Source organism: Terriglobia bacterium (assembly GCA_020072815.1).
Taxonomy (GTDB): Bacteria; Acidobacteriota; Terriglobia; order Terriglobales; family Acidobacteriaceae; genus Angelobacter.
In genome coordinates this window covers 1-20,412 of the sequence record JAIQGE010000014.1, presented here as the reverse complement: position 1 = coordinate 20,412, position 20,412 = coordinate 1, and the positions used below count along the sequence as shown (strand labels likewise).

Sequence of the window (20,412 nt, the reverse complement as noted above, 5' to 3'; positions counted from 1 at the left end):
TGCCGCCTTTAGGAGAAACAGTACGAGTCTGACGATGCATCGCCGCCCTGCAGGTGTACCTGGTGCGGACGAAAATTTTCCGTCTCCAGGAACAACCCGGAGTCCAGGCTCAATCCGCCGTTGGGATTCGCGTCAACCGTCGTCAACCATCCGCGAATTCCATCGGGAAAGAACTGGTCGTCCCAGGAACGGTACAGGGAGTTGGTCAGGTAAACGCGTTTTCCGTCACGGCTCAGCTCCACCATCTGCGGTCCGCCGTTCAGCGCGCGCCCGGGATTTCTCGGATGCGCCTGCCGGCTGACCATGCCACCGATCCGCACCGTACCGGTCAGCACTGGATTGAACGGATCAGAGACGTCATACTGCCGCAGTTCGCCCGTGCCCCAGCACGAAACATAGAGGAAACGGTCGTCGAGCGAGAGGTTGATGTCGGTGATGAACGGTGGAACAGCCTTGAAACCCTGCAACAGTGGCGGCAGCTTCTCTGCCGGGGCCGGCTCCGCGGGAATCTCGATCACTTTGCGGAGCTTCCAGGAGCCGTTGCCGTTGGAACCCTCGTGGTGCCACAGCCAAACCGAGGCCGAGAGGTCCTTGAGTGAGACCACCACGCCGACGAAGCCGTAAGTTTCCGCGGGATCGTGCGCCGGACGCAGTTCGAGCGGCATCTGGTGTTCCGCCCCCAGGTCCAGCACCTGGCGATGGCGCCGCTTGTCCAGGTCCCAGACGTGGAGCGCATGTCCGTACTTGCCGCCCAGCAGCAGTTCCGGGTTCACGCCGTTCTCCACCATGTCGGGAGTTCCCCACTCGCTGGTGATCATGGTGTCGTGGCCCAGGTGCCACCAGAAGTCGTACGAGAGGTGTTGTGGTCCGCGATCGGCTTCCCATGGTCCCTTGATCTGGAAGGTTTCAGGATCGAGAACAAAGATTCCGCCCGGCCCTTTGCCCTCGGCGGAGCCGATGGCATTCATGTAAACGCCGTCCGGCCCGCAGTGCGAGGTATGGGGACGGCTGTAGCCGGATTTTTTCATTACTTCGTCCGGCTCAATCACCTTGGTCAGCACCGGCTTGCGGGGATCTGGCTTGGTGTCAAGGATGTGTATGCGGGAAGATCTTAACCCGGGAACTACCAGGTAACGCCGTTCCATGTGGGGATGCGGCGAGTGAGGACACAGGCAGGAACTGCAGGCATTCCAGCCGAAGTGATGCAGCTCGTCGCCCGCGTTGGGCATGTCAATCCGGTGGATGATTTTGCCTTGCGTCCTGGAAGCCGGATCCAGGTCCACCACCGCCATGGCGTCAGGGGAGCCGGCATCTTCATTCAGCATGACCATGTAGGCCAGCTTTTCCGGGGCCGCTTCCATGGCCATTTTGGCCGATGGGTAAAAACTCTGGTCGGGAAGTAACTTGGGCATTGTTATCGTCTCCTGCTTAGTCTGTTGTTGCCGCTCATCGGCCCTGGACTCTCGATTCGCCGCCAACTCGCGCGCACTGGGCGATTAAACGCCGCGGGGAGGCCGGAAGTCCTTTCAGCAAGATGGGTTTTTTGTTACTTTTTTATGACATGGCGCGCAGCGCAAGTCTTTATCAGTTCGGACCATTTCAGCTCGATCCGGCAGAACACCGCCTGCTGCGCGGGGGCGTTGAGGTCGGGCTGCAGTTGAAGGCCTTTGAAATCCTGTGTTTGCTGGTGGAGAATGCGGGACGCCTGATCAAAAAAGAGGACCTGCTGGCGCGGATCTGGCCGGATACCGTGGTGGAGGAGAACAACCTCAACAAGAACGTGTCACTGCTGCGCAAGGCGCTGGGCGAGAGTGCCACCGGCCAGGCTTACATTGAAACCGTGCCGCGCGTGGGCTATCGCTTTGTCGCGGCAGTTTCGGAGATCGGTTCGCGGCAAGTCAAGCCTGCGGAAGCCAGCGGCGCCCTTGCATCCACGCCACGGCAAAAGATCCAATTTTGCACCACCCGCGACGGCGTACGGCTGGCCTACTCCAGCGCCGGCTCCGGATATCCGCTGGTCAAGTCCGCCAATTGGCTCAATCATCTGGACTACGAATGGGACAGCCCGCTGTGGAAGCATTGGCTCGCAGAAATGACGAAACATCACCGCCTGGTCCGCTACGACGAGCGTGGCAACGGCCTGTCACAATGGGACGTGAAGGAGATGTCGCTGGAACTTTGGGTCCAGGACCTGGAGACGGTGGTTGAGGCGGCCGGCGTTGAGAAATTTGCGCTCCTGGGAATCTCCCAGGGTGGAGCCGTGGCCATTAGCTATGCGATACGGCATCCAGAGCGAGTGAGCCATCTGATCCTGCTGGGTGCGTTCTCACGCGGCTTGAGCGTCCGCGGCACAGAAAAACAAATCGCGGGGCGGCGCGCACTGCAGACTTTGATACGGTTGGATTGGGGCAAGAACAATCCGGATTTCAAATCGATGTTCACGAATTTTTATATTCCCCACAATTCCACACCCGAACAACAGCAATGGTTCAATGATCTGCAGCGGATATCAGCGAGTCCGGAGAATGCCGCCCGCATCATGATAACGCTCGACGAGATCAACGTCCGAGACGTCTTGCCGAAGGTCTCCGTGCCCACCCTCGTCTTCCACGGCGACCGCGATCGCGTCATTCCCGCGGAAGAAGGGCGAATTCTGGCCGCCGAAATCCCCGGTGCGCGATTCGTCCCGCTCAGCACCGGCAATCATATTCTTCTCGCGGACGAACCAGCCTGGCAGGTGTTCCTGGAGGAACTGGGAGCATTCTTAGGATGGCAAAACGCGCAAGCAGGCTAATGCCCAGAAGCCATAGAAGAGCTTAACGCACGGTAAGCCGGAAATTTCCTTCCGGGCGTTCGGCGGCCAGGCGCACCACGCGTCGCGATTCGCGCGGCGGTCGCGCGATCTCGTAGTCCAAAAATTCGCGAATCACTTTGGCAGCGTCTTTATAGCCCTGCACGATGATGGGACCGATGATGTCGCCGTCAAAATCCAGAGCCGTCGCGGGCAGAGATTTTTCCGGCGCAATGTTGAACGATTTCACGTAACGGTAATGCTGCTTCCCGATCTCCAGCTCAATCTGCTCGGGCTGCACGCCCATCTCCGCCGCGTAGATGGAACAGAGGCGGTTGACATTGTTCAGCAGCGCGATATCGGACTTGAAGTTTTTGGAGATGAGAATGTCCACGGTGTGCACGCCGACGTCAAGAAACGTCTTGACCTCGCCGGTATTGTCGTCGCCTTCGAGCGGCGTCACCAGCACCAGGAAAAGCACGTCGGCGCCCAGGCGCAGCGCCGGCAGAATGGGCTGGTTGGAGACGATGCCGCCATCGGTCCACACGCGTCCGTCCATGGGCACGGCCTCATAGGTAAACGTATACGCCGACGACGCCACCGCGGCGTGCACCAGGTCAGAAGGCTGCTCCACTTCGCGACGGACAAATTCTTCCTGCACTTCCGGGTCTTTCAGCAGCACGTCCACGGGGACGTTGGAAAAATAGCGGGCCGAGCCATGCTCAATGTCCGTGGCGGTCATGATGGTGCGAATTTCTGATTTGCGCAGCAGGTCCTGGGGAATGCGCGCGCGCAGAAACTTCATGCGGTCAAAGTTGGGGAACAACCCGGTGCGCAGCGGCAAGCGCAGAAAGCTATGGCTGAGCTTACTGAGAGGCTCTTGAAAGAGCTTGTACAGCCCGATGCCCGCCAGGATCACGGCCACCGCGGGCAGGGGCGCGTTCAACTCAAACTTTCTGCCGCCGCCGATGGGCAGATGCACGTACGTGAACACCAGGAAGATCACGATGAATCCCCACACCAGCACGTTGGCGCCCAGGGAGACCCAGGCTTTTCTGCGGTCGGGGTCCCAGTTGCGCCCGCGCAGGAAATTCAGGATCACGTAGCCGATGTAAGAGAGCTTGTCGGCAAAAAACAGAATGGCCACTCCCGCCGCCGCCAGGGCAAACCAGGTGAACTTGGGATGGTGCGCGTGCAGATAGATGCCGTGCTCCTTCATCCACTCCCAGATGAAATTGCCGGCGCCGGCGGAGGCCGCCACCAGTCCGGCAAGAAGAAAGATGTAACGCGACCAGTCAATGCCCAGCGTGGCGGGAGTGAGTTCCATCCAGGAGCGGACCAGAGTTTCGGCCTTGCCTACCAGGCCCTCTGCATGCGCGGCAAACGATGCGGCATTGATGCTGCCGATGGAGCTGGCAGTAACGATGTGCGTGGGCACCTTGGCGTCTTGAAAAGCCATGAGAGCGCCGGCTTCATACGCGCCGCGCGCGCCTCCGCCGGAAAGCACTACGCCCACGCGCGAAGAAAAGGCCTGGGGCCTTGGTTCCGAGGCCGCCTTGGCCTGGAACTCATGACGCAGGCTTTCCAGTTCCGCCATGGCCGCGGCGCCGTGGTGTTTCGTTATGCTGGGTGCCATTTTTTTGGACGCTTCGGCCCAGCATACCCCAGCTTGGGGGAAAACCAATGGGGCAATTGCCGGCCGGCAAAACTGCCGTAGCACGACTTCTGTGTGCGCGCGCGAGCCTGACCAACGTAAGAGATCAGCCGCAACCGGGCTATTTTCGGTTGACGCCCGCCAGCCATCGGACTTACACTCCGCTCAGCCGCTTTCGTCCTGGTCGTCGCGACCCAAGAACCTTTCATGCAAAAGTCTGCCAAGCCGTCCACCCGGAAAGCCGCCTCAGCGGACGTGGTAATCCCGGACAAGCTCTACTTCCGCATTGGCGAAGTCAGCCGGCTGTGCGGACTCCCCGGCTACGTGCTCCGCTTCTGGGAGACGGAATTCCCCCAGCTCAAGCCGCCCAAGAGCAACACCGGGCAGCGGACGTATCGCCGTCCGGACGTGGAAAGCGTCCTGCGCATCAAGAAACTCCTTTACGAACAGGGGTTTACGATTGCCGGAGCGCGCCAGCAATTGCGCGCCGAAGTCAAACGCAAGCAGACTTCCCTGCCATTCGCCGTGCCTGCTCCCAACCTGGCTGAGCTTAAGCAGGTGCGCCAGGGACTGAAGGAAATCCTGGGGATTCTGGGATCGCGACGCCATGCGGCCTCAGGCGACTAAACGGGCAGTCGCGCCCGAGTGGGCAGTAACTTAAGATTTTCCGCGTCGCCAGAAAGCTGATCTGCATCCAACAAACACGGCTATAATGAAGATACCGCTCACCTTTGCAGGTGCCATTTAGTCTTAACAAAGCAGTCTTTAAGGACGGGTTTCTCACCGATGTCGAAAAAAGTCCAAGCACTCATTCTTGCCAGCTCCATGCTGGTAATTGTTTTTGCGCTGATCGGCGGGCTGGGCGTGCACGCCTCCAGCAACAGCAGCAATGACAGCGCGTACACGCACATCCAGGTTTACAGTGAAGTGCTGCACCGCATCCGCACCGAATACGTGGAAGAGCCCAACATGCCGTCGGTCACCAACGGCGCGCTGCACGGGCTGCTGGAATCGCTGGACGCCAACTCCAGTTTCCTGACTCCGTCCGAATACAGAGCCTTCAAGCAGACCAAAGCTGACGCCAAGGCCGGCATCGGCGCCACCGTGTCGAAGCGTTTTGGCTACGCCGCCGTGGTTTCCGTGGTTCCCGGCGGACCGGCGGACAAAGCCGGCGTGACCGCGGGCGACATCCTGGAATTTGTGGACGGCAAGAGCACCCATGACATGTCCCTGGCGGCGCTGAAGATGAAGCTCACCGGCGACACCGGTTCGCGCGTGGAGTGCGCCATCATCCGCGCCCGCAAAGTTGAGCCGCAGAAGGTAACCATCGTCCGCGAAGTGGTGAATCCTCCCGCCGTGCAAGAGCAGGTGCTGGGCGACGTGGGCTACATCAAGGCTCTGGCTCTGACCAAAGGCAAGGCCCAGGAAATCGCCAACAAGATCAAATCGCTGCAAAAGCAGAACGTCAAGAAGCTGGTGCTGGACCTGCGCAATGACTCAGAAGGCGACGAAGAAGAAGGCGTGGCCGTCGCCAACCTGTTCCTGAGCAAAGGCACCATCAGCACGCTGCAAGGCCAGAAATTCGCGAAAGTCACCTACACCGCTGACCCGCAGAAGAAAATTACCGATCTGCCGCTGGCCGTGCTGGTCAACCGCGGCTCAGCCGGTCCGGCGGAGCTGGTGGCCGCTGCCATCTTCGAAAACCAGCGCGGCGACGTGGTGGGCGACAAGACTTTCGGCGAAGGCTCCGTACAGAAGCTGATTGAAGTGCCGGACGGCTCGGCGCTGATCCTCTCCGTGGCCAAGTACTACACGCCCAACGGCAAGATCATCCAGGATACCGGCATCACGCCGAACGTCCTGGTGGCCGCGTCGAATGACGACCTGGCTGCCCTGCCCGACGACGATGACAGCACCCCCGACGAACCGCAGAAAGCAGCTCCAACCAAAGAAGACGACCAACTGCGGCGCGCGATTGAAGTGCTGAAGATCAAAGCGCAGAAGGCTTCGTAAGAACCAGGCTATCAATTACAACAATGAGCGCGCCTTTCGGGGCGCGCTTTTTACTGGCCTCAACCAGCCCCATGCCCCATCCCCGTTCATCCCCGGAAAATAAGGACTTACGCGAAACATCCCCGGGGATACTTGTTTTCCAATTGCCCGATTTTGGCGACCTGTCCCGGCCAGCCGTGGATTCCGGCGATTTTGGCAATTTCTTCGCCCCCCACCCCTCCCCTAACGTGTGTGTTGCAAACACAAGGTTGATCCCATTCGACCCAACGGTCACCCAACTGTTTACTCCATAGTAAACTTTCCCGCTAACACATTCATCTTCGCGCACTTAGCGCCCTTTGCGGTAAATCTTGAGTTTTGAGGTTTTCCAGTTTATTGGCTGCTGATTTTTCAAAGAGCTTGAGACCCTTGCCCTGGGGCAGGGACGCCTAAAGGCTAAGTGCTTATGGCTGTGTTACTATACCGTATTTTGTTCGCTAATGCCAGCGCGAACTAGTTCATTGGCCTAAAAGACTTTTGGCTTTGGCTGACCGCCAAGTGCTAATGGCTTCTTCTCCTCCGTAGAGGGCGGGTGGCTCACCTTTCCGCAGCTTTTTCCCTCCTTAGAATACCCGAGGGTGCCCCATCCTTTGCGGAGAGCGAGGTTGCGCCGGTGTTGCGCAAGCTTGAGCGGAGCAAAGGGTGGGAGAAAGTTACTCCCCGATCTTCACCGGTCCGATTTCGCCGTACCGATAGTAGCGGAAGCTGCTCCAGCGCCATAGCTCCGGCGACGCCACCAGCCCGCGCGTTACCGGGTTCCGATGCATGTAGCGCAGCTTCTCAATGTGTTTCTTCTGCGAGTAGACGTTGAAGTCATAGTACCGCGGCAGCCAGAAAGCCCGCGGCTCGTCAGCCCAAATGTCCAATTGCGCCGCGTTTCTTCTCTTTCTCCGGCTGCGCCGCGAGATGCGCTGCTTGAGCACCTGCATCGCCACTGACAGCTTTCCGTGTCGCGGCTCGGTCACCAGCAAATGGAAGTGTTCCGGCATGACCACATAGCCCCAGACCACGAAATCGTATCGCTGCCTCACTTCCTCCAGGATCGTGAGAAACAGATCCCGGCGGCGCGCCGAACCAAGAAACGCCTGGCGGCGATAGCAACTGCAGGTGATGAAGTGACGATCACCTCCACCTTGGATACGCCGCAGTCGTTTCGGCATGCAAACATGATTCTAATCCCACCCTTGCTGCGCAAGGGTAGGGCACCCGCTCAGTGTCGAAAGGGACAGAAAAGAACAAGAAAAGGTGGGCCACCCGCCGCTGAGGGATAAGTGCCGGGTAAGTTAATGAAATGATCCTTCCTCACTGCCGTAGGCCGGAGCGTAGCCGCACGGCGTAGCGACAGAAAAGTCGGACGCAGTCGCTCCAGCGTGGTGAAGAAATATCATCGAATCCCACCCTTCGCAAAAACCGCGAAAGATTGATTGGATAAGAGCGAAGGCCCCGTCCGACACAGTATTCTTTGTTTGACGACGAAGACGACTGGGAAGAAAGGAGCCTTCGATGATCATTATAGGATGTGATTTCCATCCCAGCTGGCAACAAATCGCTTCGTTAGACACGGAAACGGGAGAAACCGAGGAAAGGAAGTTGATGCACGCCAGCGGAGAAGCCCGGCAGTTCTATGAAGGGCTGACGGGGACGGTGCGTGTGGGTCTGGAAGCGACGGGCAACAGCCACTGGTTCGTGGATCTGCTGACCGAGCTGGGTCATGAGGTGTGGGTGGGCGACGCAGCCAAGTCCGGGCGGCCCAGGTGCGCAAGCAGAAGACGGATCGGCGGGACGCCGCGCTCATTCTGGATCTGCTGCAGAAGGATGACTTCCCGCGGATCTGGACGCCGTCCAAGCAGGAGCGCGATCAGCGGCAGTTGCTGATTCATCGTTACAAGCTGGTGACGCTGCGGGCGCGGGTGAAGAACGAACTGCAGCACCTGGCGCTGAACAAGGGAATGCAGAAAGGTGGCTCGCTGTGGAGCAAGCAAGGCCAGAAGCTGCTGCTGGAACTGCCGCTGGATTTCTGGGCGGGAGTACGGCGCCAGAACCTGCTGGCTTTGCTGAAGTCGATGGACCAGCAGATCGTGGTGCTGGACCAGGCGGCGAAAAAGGCAGCCGAGGAAAATGAAAAAGCCCGATTGCTGATGACCCAGCCCGGCGTCGGACCCATCACTTCACTGGCCTACGTGCTGACCATGGGAGACGTCACGCGCTTCCAGCGGGGCAAGCAGGTGGCCAGCTATCTGGGCCTGATTCCCCGCGAGTACAGCTCAGCCGGCAAGCAGCGGATGGGCGGCATCAGCAAGCAGGGCAATCGCTTCATGCGCATGTTGTTGGTGGAAGCGGCGCAGGTCGCTGTCCGTTACGATCCCAAGTTCCGCAATGAGTATCTGCATCGCTGTCACCAGAAACCGAAAGCGGTGGCCAAGGTGGCGGCGGCGCGCAAGTTGGCCGTACGACTCTTCTGGATGCTCCGCACCAATACGCCGTATCCGGAGGTCGTTCGCATCGAGAGCAGCTCGCGGGTGGCCCTGGCAGATTTACAACTGCCGAAGGATTGATTGGGCGCTCTCGCACCCAACGGGTGGATGGGTGTTCGAATAGAAGAATCATGGCCGAGGTCGGGCCGAATCGATGGTTGGTGGAACGGCAAAAAGCAACAGCAACACCAAAAGCAAAACCTTTCCACGAATGGTGATTCAAGTACAGGTGCTTTCCAGTGTCTTCGTCGACAGACTCGTTTGGCCAACATTGCGATGCTTACGCATCGCCAGGAATAGTTTTTCCTTGACAGCGCCTTCGCTCTTATCGAGGGCCACCCGCCTGCCACGTCATGCAGCGAACTTCAGCCTTTCAAGGAATTCGGGTCTACGGATTGATTGTGATAGGACAGTAGATCTTCAGAGTCTCCTCTGAGCATTGCTCTTCTGGAAGTAGCAATCATCACAATGAAGGATTCGAGCTCCTGCAGGAGTTCTATCAGTAATTTATTGAGGCTGTCGTAACCTTCGTCCTGTCTCCGTGCCAATTGCCAAGAACTGTGTATATGGTTAATCAAATTCCGGCACGTATGCCTTTTAATCTGTAAGAGCCGAGTTACTGTAAGAGAAAAATCTGTTTTCGCACTCGCCCAAGAGTCAATGAATAGATCGGCTTGGGTTGAAAAGGCGTTAACGGCCTTCTCTACAAGATCAAGTTGTTCTTGATTTGACCCATAATTCAACCTACCGATCTTCTCTGTCAGGTCGACCCACATCCTGACCGTGGACGCAAAGGGTGGGTTAGATCAACCTTCGATCTTCGTCCATCCCTCTCCGAGACGACAAAAATAAATTGTTTGACAAGCTCCATATCTATCAGGTACGTTAGTACCTGAATGAAAAAGATTTCTACCACTAAAGCCGCCAAGGCGCTTGGAATTAGCCCGATTGCTCTGAGCCGATACATTGCCAGCGGCAAGCTTCCCGCTCCGGAAATAGTCAAATTGGGCCAGCGCAGCATTCACCTCTGGACCGAATCCGACATTGAGCAGGCTCGCCAACTCCTGCCCAAGATCGCCAACGGAAGGAAAACCCGATATCAAGAACTGAGAGAGAAACAGAAGACACAGCCGAGGGCGGCTGTGCCACACAAGACTCGCAAACCGAAGAAGAAGTAAAACCACAACCTAACGGGCAGCGCCCGGTGTTTTGACCACCGAACGCGCCCTAACCAAATCGCCTACGAGGAGGCAAGATGGCTGCTATTGAAAGTAAACGCTCCGTCCGCTCGACGCAACCCCGCAAGAAGCACTCCGCAATCAGCACTCAGCATTCAGCCCCGAAACACCGCAACCCAAAAAAGCGAAACCCCAAAAATCCAAAAACTAAGAAACGGGAGAGGCTACCGGCCTCCCTGCGGTTCACTGAGACCAAACGCGGCAAGACCACCATCCGCCGCTTTCGGGGACGCGCCTTCTACCGCTTCAACGAATTCAACGGCAAGACCGTGGACTTTGTCGAGGTCTTCACCGCCGGCGAGTACCATGCAATTGACGTCCGCTTTCAGGACAAGACCGCGCTCCACTTCATCATTGATCCTGGCTTCACCCTGGAAACCGAGCACGTTGACTGGAAAACCGGCGACTGGCGTCCCATCAAGCGCTGGCCCCTGATCCACAGCGAAACCCTCCGCAGATAATCGGCGCGTATCTTTACGCCTTGCGCGTTATCGTGCCGCGTGGCCCATCCTTTCCGCGCTTTTTGCCGGAAAGGGTGGGAAATCTAAACTCTATCCCTCATGCTTGATTCCTCCGCTCCGCCTGGGCGCCGGTGCCACACGAGTCTAGGCGAGAGTCGGTGAACGTCTGGTCATCGCCCCAAAGTGAAAGTCCATGCTATTCTGACCTTGTCCAAACCTGATCGCGCAAAGTCGCCGAAAATAAGTCTCACCTGCCATGAAGTTGTTCAACTTTCATCGTCCGCCCTCCAAAATCGGGTCGTTCCATATTGCCGGGACAAAACTGGCTGGACGCGTGGGCTTTGGACTGCTGGTGGCCGGCGCCGCGATTCTTGGGATCACCAGCGGGCTGCTGATCGTCTACTCCACGGACCTGCCGCAGATCGGCGACCTGGAGCGCTACCGTCCCAGCACCATCACCGAACTCTATGACAGCAACGGGCGGGTGATTGGCCAGTTCGCGCTGCAGCGCCGCGTGCTGGCGGCCTATGACGATTTTCCCAAGGTCCTGCGCGAGGCCATCCTCTCCACCGAAGACAAGAATTTTGAGGGGCACTGGGGCATCAATTTCTGGCGGGTGTTTGGCGCCACCTATCGCGACCTGACGTCCGGCTCGCGGGCGCAAGGGGCGTCCACGCTGACCATGCAGCTTTCGCGCAACCTGTTTCTTTCGCCGGAGCGGCACTTCAGCCGCAAAATCCAGGAAGCCATGCTGGCCATGCAGATTGAACGCCACTTCACCAAGGAGCAGATCTTCACGCTGTATTCGAACCAGATCTTCCTGGGCTCCGGCGTGTACGGGTTTGAAGCCGGCGCGCAATACTACTTCAACAAACATGCCCGCGACCTGAAACTGGAAGAAGCCGCTCTGCTGGCCGGGCTGCCCAAGGCCCCGGCGAATTATTCTCCGATTAATTATCCCGAGCGCGCGCTGCGGCGGCGCAACCTGGTGATCAACAACATGCTGGAAGACGGCAAGATCACCGCGGAAGAAGCCAGCCGTGCCAAGCAGACTCCGTTGCGGCTGAACCTGCAGCAGGAATCTTTGCCGGCGCCGTATTTCGTGGAAGAAGTCCGGCGGCATCTGGAAAAAAAGTTTGGCTCTGACCAGGTGCATGAAGGCGGCTTGCGCGTGTACACGTCACTGGACCTGGATTTGCAGAAAGCGGCAACCCGCGCGGTGATGGACGGCCTGGCCGCCTACGAGCGCCGCCATGGATGGAAAGGCGAGTTGCGGAACATCATCGCCGCCGGCGAGAAGACCGACAAGTATCAGGACCCGGACTGGTCCCAGCCGCTGCAAGTTGGCAGCTACGTGCGCGCGCTCGTCGTGGACGTGGGGCTGCAATTTGCCAAAGTGAAGCTGGGCGCGTACAGCGCCACCATCGGTCCGGCGGAGCTGGCCTGGACCAAACACAAGTTCCCCAAGCAGATCATGACGCTGGGCGACCTGGTCTACGTGAAAATCCTGGCGCTGAATAATGACGGCACGGCGCGCGTAAGCCTGGAGCAGGATTCCGGCATACAAGGCGCGCTGCTGGCGATTGACAACGCCACCGGCGATATCAAGGCCATGGTCGGAGGCCGCAGCTTTGACGATTCAAAATTCAATCGCGCCACGCAGGCACAGCGCCAAGTGGGATCGTCGTTCAAAGTTTTCGTCTATACCGCCGCGGTGGACCAGGGCGCCGACCCGGACGACCTGATCGTGGACGAGCCTACCACCTTCAGCAGCAATGGCACACCGTACACGCCGCGCAACTTTGACCGGCGCTTTGCCGGCGCCATCACGCTGCGCCGCGCGTTGGCGGATTCGCGCAACATTCCCGCGGTGAAACTGGCGCAGAAAGCCGGCATGGCCACCGTGGCCGACTACGCGCACAAGTTCGGCATCACGTCGGCGATTCCGCCGTACCTGCCTTCCGCGCTGGGCGCCGCTGACTTGACGCTCTACGAGCAGACCGCCGCCTTCACCGTGTTCCCCAATGACGGCCTGCGCATTGAGCCGCGCACTATCCGCAAGGTTACCGACTACGAAGGCCACGTGCTGGAACAGGATTTTCCCGACGCCCGCGATGCCATCAGCGCGCGGACGTCGCGCACCATGGTGGCGCTGCTGCAGGGCGTGGTGCAGCATGGCACTGCCGGCGCGGCGCGCGCGTTGAAGCACCCCGTTGCCGGCAAGACCGGCACGACCAACGACTACACTGACGCGTGGTTCATCGGATTCTCACCGTCCATCACGTGTGGGGTGTGGATTGGCTTTGACGAAAAGCGCGCTTTGGGAAAAGACGAGACCGGGGGCCACACGGCGCTGCCCATATGGATTGATTTCATGCGCACCGCGCTGGCCGACCCGGTGCTGAAGAACGAGGCGTTTCTGCCGCCGCCCAATGACGAAAAGAAACGCGCGGCTGCGATGCGTAGGGCGTCGGCCGCTCTGCCTCGCCGCGCGGGCGACGCGGAGGCCCACTAGCGTGCTGCGCAAGCTGGTCCAGATCGTTCTCAAAAGCCTGGTGCTGTTGCTGGTGTTTCTGGCCGCGGCGCTGCTCTCCATGCGCTTTGCCATCCACGGGCGCGAAGTACGCGTGCCCAAGCTGATTGGACTATCACCGGCTGCGGCCGAGCGCGCCGCCAACGCAGAGGGCCTGGTGCTCTCCGTGGAAAGCCGCTTCTACAGCGCCGACGTGCCGCCAGGACGCATCGTCTCGCAGATGCCGGCGCCCAATGCGACCGTGCGGCGCGGATGGAAAATTCTGGTTGCGGAGAGCCTGGGGCCGCAGCGCGCAGCGATTCCCAATCTGCTGGGCCAAAGCCGGCACGCGGCCGGCATCAACCTGGGACGCCGGGGCCTCGAGATCAGCAACGTGGCCTCGCTGCATCTGCCCGGCGCCGCGCCGCAAACGGTGGTGGCCCAGGACCCGCCGGCGGAATCGCAGAACGTGGCGTCGCCCAAGATTGATTTGGTTTTCTCCGCCGCCGACGACGCACGCAGTTACGTGATGCCCAGCTTCGTCGGCAAGCCACTGGCGGACGCCGCGCCCGCGTTGGAGCGCGCAGGACTGGTGCTGGGGAACAAACCCGCAGCGACGAATGCGCGCGCGAAGGCGATCGGCAAGGAGCCAAAGGCCCTGACCGGGACCATCGTGAAGCAGACGCCCGCAGCAGGGAAGAAAGTGGTGGCGGGGACCACGGTGTACTTTGAGGTGAAGAAGTAAGAGAGCTTAACCGCAACGGACCCGAAGGGCGCCACGCGATTTGGTAAATGAGTAATTTGGTAATTTGGTAAATTGGACAACTGAGAGTTGCGGTTTGTAGCGCTGACTTTCTGATCTGTCCGGATAATACGATTCACGCGGCAGGTCGCTAAATTACCAACTTACCAAATTACTCACTTACCAATTCCTTTGTGTTCCTTCGTGACCTTTGTGGTTATTGCTTTTCCAGGATTGCCGCGAAGAATCCATCGCACGGCTGCACGCCGGGAAGGGTGCGCAGAAACTCGCCGCTCACCAGGTCGTCAACGTTTTTCCAGACAAGTTCGCCCTGGGCTTGCAGCTTGAGCAATTCTTGTCTGGCGGGAACCAGCCGGAAGTCGCGATGACCTTGCAAGCATGCAGCAACTACCTGCTCATTCTCTTCTGGTTCGAGCGAGCAAGTGGAGTAGACCAAGCGTCCGCCGGGCGCAACCTGGGCCAGCGCAGATGTGAGGATTGCCAGTTGACGCGCGTGCAGATCACAGAGGTCTTCCGGCTTGAGCCGCCACTTGATTTCCGGGTTACGTGCGAGCGTGCCGGTCCCGGAACAAGGGACGTCCACCAGCACGCGGTCAAACTGTGTGCGAAATGGCAGGTGCAGCGCGTCCGCCGTGACCACCAGGACGTTCTCCTGCGGGACCATCTTGCGCAACAGGCGTGCGCGATGAGGATGCAGTTCCGCCGCAATGATCTTCGCGTGCGGCAGGCGCGCGGCCAGGGCTGCGGTCTTGCCGCCGGGCGCAGCGCAGCAATCGAGAACCAGCCGGGCATCGCCGTCGCCGATCAGCGCGGCGACCAGTTGCGAACCTTCGTCCTGAATGGCCACGCCGCCGTTGGGGAAGAGATCGGTCTTGGTCACGTCACCTTCGACTACGACGCGAGCGCTGTTCATCAGTCTGCCGGGTGCAAGCTGAACGCCCTGGTTGCGCAACTTAGCTTCGACTTCCGACGGGTCTTCGGCGCGGCTGAGACGCACGGCAGTCGCGGGGATTTGCTGGTCATAAGTGCAGATCAGATCGGCGCGGCCATAGCCGAAGCTCTGGACCCATCGTTCCACCAGCCATTTCGGGTGGGCCAGCGCCGTGGACAAATATTCCACGCCGGTCAGGTCCGAAGCATAAGGATCAAGATTGGGTTTGAGCTTGCGCATGACGGCGTTGACCATCCCGGCCGCCGATTTTTTTCTCGCCCGCTTCACCAGCTCCACCGTCTCGTTCACCACGGCGTGCGGTGGAATGCGAGTCAGACGGGCCAACTGGTACGCGCCCATGCGCAGAGCCGTGAGCACTTCAAGGTCCAGCTTGGCGAGTGCGGAAGTGATGAACGGGGCGAACATCGCATCCAGCGCGGGCTGCCAGCGCAGCACGCCCATGACAATTTCCATGGTCAGATTACGGTCGGCGGGCGCGAGGTCGCTGACCGAGGCAGAGTGCAGCAGTTCGACCGCGTATGCCGACTCGCGCTCCACCCGCAGCAGGATCTCAAACGCGGCAGCGCGGGCAAGAGAGACGGCCATGGCTATCCCAGACGCTCGCCCGGCGTGGGCCGCTGTCCCAGGGAAAAGTCATGCGCGGACACGGCTTTCTTCCCTTCCAGCTGTACTTGCAGAAGTTCGAGCAAGCTTCCCGCGCCGCATCCGACGAAGAGTTTCCCGCCGACGCTCTGCAATTCTCCGGGCGGCAAGTTGTTCTGTTCTTGCGCGGGCTGCGCGGCGATGATCTTGAGGTTCTTCCCGCGAAACTGCGTGTAGGCTCCGGGCCAGGGCTGAAATCCGCGCAGGCGGTTGCAAATTTCCGCGGCTGTGCGGTTGAAGTCCACCTGGCCGTCTTCCTTTTTGAGAATCGGTGCCAGCGACGAACGCGCGTTGTCCTGTGGCACGGGACGCACCGTTCCCTGCTCCAGGCCGCGCAAAGTTTCCACCAGAAGGTCCGCGCCAATCGCCGCCATGCGCGGCGCCAGAGTGACCGCCGTGTCGTCCGGCTCAATCGGCATCTCGCGTTGCAGCAGGATGGCGCCGGTGTCCAGGCCTTGGTCCAGCAGCATGGTGGTCACTCCGGTCATCGTCTCTCCATGGGCGATGGCCCATTGAATCGGCGCGGCCCCGCGATACTTGGGCAGCAGCGAGCCATGCACGTTGATGTTGCCGCGCGGCGGTAGCTCCAGCATCCACGGCGGAATGATGCGCCCGTAGCCCACCACGATGATCGCGTCAGGACGCAGGCGGATGAGTTGCTCGCGAAACTCCTGGTTGTTTTTGATTTTCTCCGGCTGGACGACCGGCAGCCCGAGCCTTACCGCTGCTTGCTTGACCGGCGGCGCGGTGAGTTCCATGCCCCGGCCTTGCGGACGATCGGGCTGCGTCACCACGAGTTGCACGTGGAACCCGGCCGCCACCAGCCGTTCCAAAGATGGTACGGCGAACTGCGGTGTCCCGCAAAAGACAACTTTCATCGCTTACTTCCACTCGCCGGCGCGCATCAGCTTCTTGATCTTGCGCTTCATAATGTCCCGCTTCAGCGCGCTGATGTGGCTGATGTACAGCTTGCCGTGGAGATGCTCAGTCTCATGCAGCAGGGCGCGCGCCAGCAGCTCTTCTCCGGTGTGCTCAAACCAGTTGCCCTGCACGTCCTGCGCGCGCACGGTCACCACGTTGGCGCGGGTCACGTCTTCGCGGAATTCGGGCAGGCTGAGGCAGCCTTCGCTGCCGCGTTGTTTGCCTTGCGCCTTAATGATCTCCGGGTTCACCAGCACCAGTTTGGCGTTGGGGTCTTCCTGAAAGGTCACGTCAATCACGGCGATGCGCTTGCCGATGCCGATCTGCGGCGCCGCCAGCCCCACGCCGTGCGCGGCGTACATGGACTCAAACATGTCCTCGACCAGCTCCTTGAGTTCGTCGCCAAATTCCGTGACCGTCTGCGCCGGCGTCTCCAGCACCGGTTCGCCGTACAACACAATGGGATAGATCATTTGTCCGTCGTCAGAATTTCTGTAGTTGTTGTTTGTAGCCTGCAAAATTGCGCAGCGTCTCCAGCATGGAGTCTCCGCCGAACTTTTCCAGCGCGCAGCGCGCCAGCGTCAACGCCACCATGGCTTCCGCGGCCACGCCGGCTGCGGGGACCACGCACACGTCAGAGCGTTCATACGCGGCCTTGACCGGCTCGCGCGTGGCAAAGTCCACCGAGCCCAGCGGACGACGTAAAGTTGAAATCGGTTTCAAATATCCGCGGACCAGAATGTCTTGCCCGTTGGAAATGCCGCCTTCAATTCCGCCGGCGTGATTGGACGCGCGGGTAAATCCGGTGAAGCCGCTGGACGCTTTCTGCTTCGCGTAGCCGATTTCGTCATGCACGGTGGAGCCGAAGGAAAGCGCCGAACCAACTCCGGTTCCGACTTCCACGGCTTTCACTGCTTGCAGCGACATGACGGCCTGCGCCAGCAAACCATCCAGACGCTCGTCCCATTGCGCGTAGGTGCCCAGTCCGGGAGGAACGCTGTGCGCCACCACTTCAAACACGCCACCAACGGAGTCGCCGGTGCGCAGCGCCTGGTCCACTTCAGCTTTCATGCGCTCTTCGGTTTGCGGGTCAGCGCAGTTGAGCAGGACTTCGTCTTTCGCATGCAGCGCCTTGAGTTTGTCCCATTCGACTTCAGCGTTCTCCATCGCAGCTTTGCCCACGGCAATCACGTGGCTCAAAACTTCAATGCCCAGTTCCTGCAGAAACAGCTTGGCAATCGCGCCCACCGCCACGCGCGCCGTGGACTCCCGCGCCGACGCGCGCTCCAGAACATAGCGAGCTTCCGGAAAGTTGTATTTCAGCGCGCCGGCCAGATCGGCGTGGCCGGGACGCGGCGACGCCACGCGCTTGTGCTTTTCCGGATCGCCCGGGCCCACGGGCAGCGACTCTTCCCAGTTCTTCCAGTCGTTGTTGGCCAGCAGAATGGCGATGGGCGAGCCGATGGTCGTTCCATTACGCACGCCGGAGACGATGTGGGCCGTGTCTTTTTCAATCTTCATGCGTCCGCCGCGGCCGAACCCCTGCTGCCGCCGCCACAGCTCGCGGTCAACAAAACGCAGGTCCACGGCGAGTCCGGCGGGCAATCCGGAAAGGAAAGCCACCAGGGTCTCTCCGTGCGATTCTCCGGCGGTAAAGTAACGCAGCATATGATTCGTCAGTCCCCACCCAAGCGCGCATTTAAGGCCACGGGTTTTGGGAAAACATTTGATTGTAGCTGAAGCTCGGCAGCAAGCGAAAAGCGGGGTAAATTCAACACACTCTCATCTCGCATCACTCAAACCTTTTCACCCGAGCCTATTGAAACGAACAGGGCGTTGGCGTCACTATCCCGCAGAAAGGGAGGTTGAGTCATGCCATCCACAAGAGAAACCGGGATTCTGACGCTTGCGGCGATACGGAAAGTCAAAGGAGAGACGCAGTACCTCTTTAGCGAGAAGCAGGCCATTTTCACCCTGGCCGGAACTGCGAAGGCCGGGCGCGACTCCGCTGAGCTCTTAAAGAAAGCGCGGAAGAAGAAGCTGCCGGTGAAGGCGCAAATTGATACTCGTGAAGGGGTAATTCACAAGATTAGTGAGCCTTCCGGGAAAGAACTGGAAGAGTTTCACCGCGCGCGCATCTTGCTGGAGAAGCCGGAGAAGACTCTTCGCGTGAATGTTTCCGCGCTGGACCCCACGGTCTTCAACTTGGCCCACCATCACCGCCACCTGCGCTGCTTCCGGCGGTGTCGCAGAATCATCCCAAGCTACAAGAAGGCCAAAGAAATCTTCGATTTCTGCGCCAAGCAAACCTGCAGCCTGGGAGGGCCGTTCAATGTGTCGCCGTGCATCCCGTTCCAGTACGTGAGGGACGGGTGCTACGCCCGCGCGCACAAGATGCGCTGGATCATCACCACGAAATACCGTTACTGTTGCGACAAGGTGTTCAGCTTTGCCGTCTACGGGAACGATACTCTGGCGGTGCAGGCCAACAAGTGGGGCGGATGCTGCGTGCAGTGGTGGTATCACGTTGCCCCCCTGGTGCGAGTGCGGCTGGCACGCGGGATAGTGCTGCTGCTGGTGATCGATCCGGGAATGTTCGACAAACCAGTGCTGCTGACAACGTGGCTGGCGGCGCAGGAAAACAAGAATTGCAACCCGAACGCGCATGTCTCGCTGCACTCCATCCAGCCGGGATCGGCCTACGCTCCGTCCGGGGGCTGGACGCAGTTTTCCACCGACCCCAATTACACGGCAACGGACCAGACGCTCATCAACTATAAGAATCTGGTAACGTGCTAATGAATTGAAGCCGGGCAAGCCCAATCCGAAGCCGCCGAGCCGGCCCGTGTACCGGGAGATGACCGTAGCGCTGATTCGCGATCGCGAAGACGCCGCCGCAATCGAGGTGGCGTTTTCGGAATCGGCGCGCTTTTACCGGCTTTCGCGGCAGAATCCGAAGTTTGAAAGTATCCTGCGCCAATTGCGCGAAGCGAAGAACAAAAGTCGCGCCGTACGCGTGCTCGTGGACTTTCCTGAGGGAGACGTGATCGAGGATGTCCGAGCCGCGGATGTGCCCTAGATTCGTGAATTTTTCCGCGTCAAGCCGCTCGACCGGAGGCGCGTCGAACAGCGCTGTGTCAGGAGCAGCCGAAATTTGAATGGATGCACGCCGGCGGTGTGGAGCGCAGCGACGCCTTCATTGCAATTTCAGCGGCGAGGCCGTCTTGCGCGCCGAGCCCGCTGCGTCAGGAGCTAAAAAGTGATGGAGCATGCGTAGCACGCCGGCGGTTTGGAGCGCAGCGACACCTTTATTGCAATTTCAAGGGCAAGGCCGACTTGCGCGCCGAGCCCGCTGCATCAGGAGCTTAAAAATCATGGAGCATGCGCGGCTCGCTGGCGGTGTGGAGCGCAGTGACACCTTTATTGCAATTTCAAGGGCGAGGCCGTCTTGCGCGCCGAGCCCGCTGCGTCAGGAGCGCAAGAGTCATAGAGCATGCGCGACTCACCGGCGGTGTGGAGCGCAGCGACAGGAACATTGGTGGCGGCGGTAGGACTCGAACCTACGACCTACGCCTAGGGACAGCTCCGCTGTCCCGTTGAAGAAAGCCGAGACTGTCGCTCGTCTTTTCCTGTCGCTTCGCTCCGAAACCGCGAGCGGACGTCTCCACGCTTAAGCGGGTTCAGCACCTGTGGCAGAACGGCTCGGCGCGCAAGTCGGCCTCGCCGCACCTGGCCAGCGTTAAGCCGCTCGACCGGTTAGCGCGTAGAGCGGCGCTGTACCAGGAGCAGCCGAAATTTGAATGGATGAATGTCCGCCAGCGGTGTGGAGCGCTACGACATGAATAATGGTGGCGGCGGTAGGACTCGAACTTGAGCCGTCTTGGCGGCGTCCGAGCCGCCAGGCGAAATCCTGAGCGCAGCCGAAGGACCTGACCTACGCCCAGGGACAGCT

The 20,412-nt window shown here is 59.7% G+C and carries 17 protein-coding genes; 10 read left to right on the top strand and 7 right to left on the bottom strand.

All coding sequences use genetic code 11. The annotated features are described in order from the left end of the window. Positions 1 to 8: 8 nt before the first annotated feature. The gene (locus LAO20_17395) at positions 9 to 1,412 is read right to left on the bottom strand and encodes a selenium-binding family protein (GenBank protein MBZ5533208.1); all 1,404 of its coding nucleotides are present in this window, start codon (positions 1,410 to 1,412) and stop codon (positions 9 to 11) included. 122 nt (positions 1,413 to 1,534) lie between these two features. Here LAO20_17395 and LAO20_17390 point away from each other — a divergent pair, with 122 nt between their 5' ends. After that, the gene (locus LAO20_17390; GenBank protein MBZ5533207.1) at positions 1,535 to 2,794 is read left to right on the top strand and encodes an alpha/beta fold hydrolase; all 1,260 of its coding nucleotides are present in this window, start codon (positions 1,535 to 1,537) and stop codon (positions 2,792 to 2,794) included. 22 nt (positions 2,795 to 2,816) lie between these two features. On the opposite strand, the gene LAO20_17385 is transcribed toward LAO20_17390, so the two are convergent. Further along, on the bottom strand, positions 2,817 to 4,427 hold the full coding sequence (locus LAO20_17385; protein MBZ5533206.1) for a patatin-like phospholipase family protein: 1,611 nt from the start codon (positions 4,425 to 4,427) through the stop codon (positions 2,817 to 2,819). A 225-nt stretch (positions 4,428 to 4,652) separates the two neighbouring features. Here LAO20_17385 and LAO20_17380 point away from each other — a divergent pair, with 225 nt between their 5' ends. Together LAO20_17380 and LAO20_17375 are read left to right on the top strand one after the other, a co-directional pair. Continuing rightward, positions 4,653 to 5,072 (top strand): MerR family transcriptional regulator, encoded by a 420-nt coding sequence (locus tag LAO20_17380; protein ID MBZ5533205.1) that lies wholly within the window; start codon positions 4,653 to 4,655, stop codon positions 5,070 to 5,072. Between the two features lie 159 nt (positions 5,073 to 5,231). Next, positions 5,232 to 6,458: a S41 family peptidase gene (locus tag LAO20_17375; GenBank protein MBZ5533204.1), complete on the top strand. Its 1,227-nt coding sequence runs from the start codon at positions 5,232 to 5,234 to the stop codon at positions 6,456 to 6,458. Between the two features lie 692 nt (positions 6,459 to 7,150). Here the strand turns inward: LAO20_17375 and LAO20_17370 are convergent. After that, the gene (locus LAO20_17370; protein MBZ5533203.1) at positions 7,151 to 7,657 is read right to left on the bottom strand and encodes a transposase; all 507 of its coding nucleotides are present in this window, start codon (positions 7,655 to 7,657) and stop codon (positions 7,151 to 7,153) included. Positions 7,658 to 8,251: 594 nt separating this feature from the next. Between LAO20_17370 and LAO20_17365 the strand changes: the two genes are divergently transcribed. The 5 genes from LAO20_17365 to LAO20_17345 all read left to right on the top strand — a co-directional run bounded on the left by LAO20_17365 (position 8,252) and on the right by LAO20_17345 (position 13,927). Next, the gene (locus tag LAO20_17365) at positions 8,252 to 9,052 is read left to right on the top strand and encodes an IS110 family transposase (protein ID MBZ5533202.1); all 801 of its coding nucleotides are present in this window, start codon (positions 8,252 to 8,254) and stop codon (positions 9,050 to 9,052) included. 815 nt (positions 9,053 to 9,867) lie between these two features. Next, positions 9,868 to 10,149 (top strand): hypothetical protein, encoded by a 282-nt coding sequence (locus tag LAO20_17360; protein MBZ5533201.1) that lies wholly within the window; start codon positions 9,868 to 9,870, stop codon positions 10,147 to 10,149. A gap of 77 nt (positions 10,150 to 10,226) precedes the next feature. After that, positions 10,227 to 10,670: a hypothetical protein gene (locus LAO20_17355; protein ID MBZ5533200.1), complete on the top strand. Its 444-nt coding sequence runs from the start codon at positions 10,227 to 10,229 to the stop codon at positions 10,668 to 10,670. A 256-nt stretch (positions 10,671 to 10,926) separates the two neighbouring features. Next, positions 10,927 to 13,185 carry a PBP1A family penicillin-binding protein gene (locus LAO20_17350; GenBank protein ID MBZ5533199.1) on the top strand — a complete coding sequence of 753 codons (2,259 nt, stop codon included), beginning with the start codon at positions 10,927 to 10,929 and terminating at the stop codon, positions 13,183 to 13,185. A 1-nt stretch (position 13,186) separates the two neighbouring features. Then, positions 13,187 to 13,927, top strand: a complete 741-nt coding sequence (locus LAO20_17345; GenBank protein ID MBZ5533198.1) for a PASTA domain-containing protein — start codon at positions 13,187 to 13,189, stop codon at positions 13,925 to 13,927. Positions 13,928 to 14,141: 214 nt separating this feature from the next. Here the strand turns inward: LAO20_17345 and rsmB are convergent, their stop codons facing one another. The 4 genes from rsmB to aroC are packed head-to-tail and all read right to left on the bottom strand — an operon-like array spanning position 14,142 to position 18,128. Further along, complete coding sequence (gene rsmB, locus LAO20_17340; protein MBZ5533197.1) at positions 14,142 to 15,482, bottom strand: 16S rRNA (cytosine(967)-C(5))-methyltransferase RsmB; 1,341 nt, start codon at positions 15,480 to 15,482, stop codon at positions 14,142 to 14,144. A gap of 2 nt (positions 15,483 to 15,484) precedes the next feature. Next, positions 15,485 to 16,417: a methionyl-tRNA formyltransferase gene (gene fmt, locus LAO20_17335; GenBank protein ID MBZ5533196.1), complete on the bottom strand. Its 933-nt coding sequence runs from the start codon at positions 16,415 to 16,417 to the stop codon at positions 15,485 to 15,487. A 3-nt stretch (positions 16,418 to 16,420) separates the two neighbouring features. Next, positions 16,421 to 16,933 carry a peptide deformylase gene (def, locus tag LAO20_17330; protein MBZ5533195.1) on the bottom strand — a complete coding sequence of 171 codons (513 nt, stop codon included), beginning with the start codon at positions 16,931 to 16,933 and terminating at the stop codon, positions 16,421 to 16,423. A gap of 10 nt (positions 16,934 to 16,943) precedes the next feature. Continuing rightward, positions 16,944 to 18,128 carry a chorismate synthase gene (aroC, locus tag LAO20_17325; protein MBZ5533194.1) on the bottom strand — a complete coding sequence of 395 codons (1,185 nt, stop codon included), beginning with the start codon at positions 18,126 to 18,128 and terminating at the stop codon, positions 16,944 to 16,946. Positions 18,129 to 18,332: 204 nt separating this feature from the next. On the opposite strand from aroC, the gene LAO20_17320 reads away from it, so the two are divergent. Both LAO20_17320 and LAO20_17315 read left to right on the top strand, forming a co-directional pair. Continuing rightward, complete coding sequence (locus LAO20_17320) at positions 18,333 to 19,259, top strand: hypothetical protein (GenBank protein MBZ5533193.1); 927 nt, start codon at positions 18,333 to 18,335, stop codon at positions 19,257 to 19,259. Positions 19,260 to 19,263: 4 nt separating this feature from the next. Further along, positions 19,264 to 19,539, top strand: coding sequence for a hypothetical protein (locus LAO20_17315; GenBank protein ID MBZ5533192.1), 276 nt, complete (start codon positions 19,264 to 19,266; stop codon positions 19,537 to 19,539). Positions 19,540 to 20,412: the final 873 nt, after the last annotated feature.

What these genes read in the sequence shown, in the direction of transcription:
- LAO20_17395 (MBZ5533208.1), bottom strand. Translation starts at nt 1,412, where the DNA reads ATGCCCAAGTTACTTCCCGACCAGAGTTTTTACCCATCGGCCAAAATG.
- LAO20_17390 (MBZ5533207.1), top strand. Translation starts at nt 1,535, where the DNA reads ATGGGTTTTTTGTTACTTTTTTATGACATGGCGCGCAGCGCAAGTCTT.
- LAO20_17385 (MBZ5533206.1), bottom strand. Translation starts at nt 4,427, where the DNA reads ATGGCACCCAGCATAACGAAACACCACGGCGCCGCGGCCATGGCGGAA.
- LAO20_17380 (MBZ5533205.1), top strand. Translation starts at nt 4,653, where the DNA reads ATGCAAAAGTCTGCCAAGCCGTCCACCCGGAAAGCCGCCTCAGCGGAC.
- LAO20_17375 (MBZ5533204.1), top strand. Translation starts at nt 5,232, where the DNA reads ATGTCGAAAAAAGTCCAAGCACTCATTCTTGCCAGCTCCATGCTGGTA.
- LAO20_17370 (MBZ5533203.1), bottom strand. Translation starts at nt 7,657, where the DNA reads ATGCCGAAACGACTGCGGCGTATCCAAGGTGGAGGTGATCGTCACTTC.
- LAO20_17360 (MBZ5533201.1), top strand. Translation starts at nt 9,868, where the DNA reads ATGAAAAAGATTTCTACCACTAAAGCCGCCAAGGCGCTTGGAATTAGC.
- LAO20_17355 (MBZ5533200.1), top strand. Translation starts at nt 10,227, where the DNA reads ATGGCTGCTATTGAAAGTAAACGCTCCGTCCGCTCGACGCAACCCCGC.
- LAO20_17350 (MBZ5533199.1), top strand. Translation starts at nt 10,927, where the DNA reads ATGAAGTTGTTCAACTTTCATCGTCCGCCCTCCAAAATCGGGTCGTTC.
- rsmB (MBZ5533197.1), bottom strand. Translation starts at nt 15,482, where the DNA reads ATGGCCGTCTCTCTTGCCCGCGCTGCCGCGTTTGAGATCCTGCTGCGG.
- fmt (MBZ5533196.1), bottom strand. Translation starts at nt 16,417, where the DNA reads ATGAAAGTTGTCTTTTGCGGGACACCGCAGTTCGCCGTACCATCTTTG.
- def (MBZ5533195.1), bottom strand. Translation starts at nt 16,933, where the DNA reads ATGATCTATCCCATTGTGTTGTACGGCGAACCGGTGCTGGAGACGCCG.
- aroC (MBZ5533194.1), bottom strand. Translation starts at nt 18,128, where the DNA reads ATGCTGCGTTACTTTACCGCCGGAGAATCGCACGGAGAGACCCTGGTG.
- LAO20_17320 (MBZ5533193.1), top strand. Translation starts at nt 18,333, where the DNA reads ATGCCATCCACAAGAGAAACCGGGATTCTGACGCTTGCGGCGATACGG.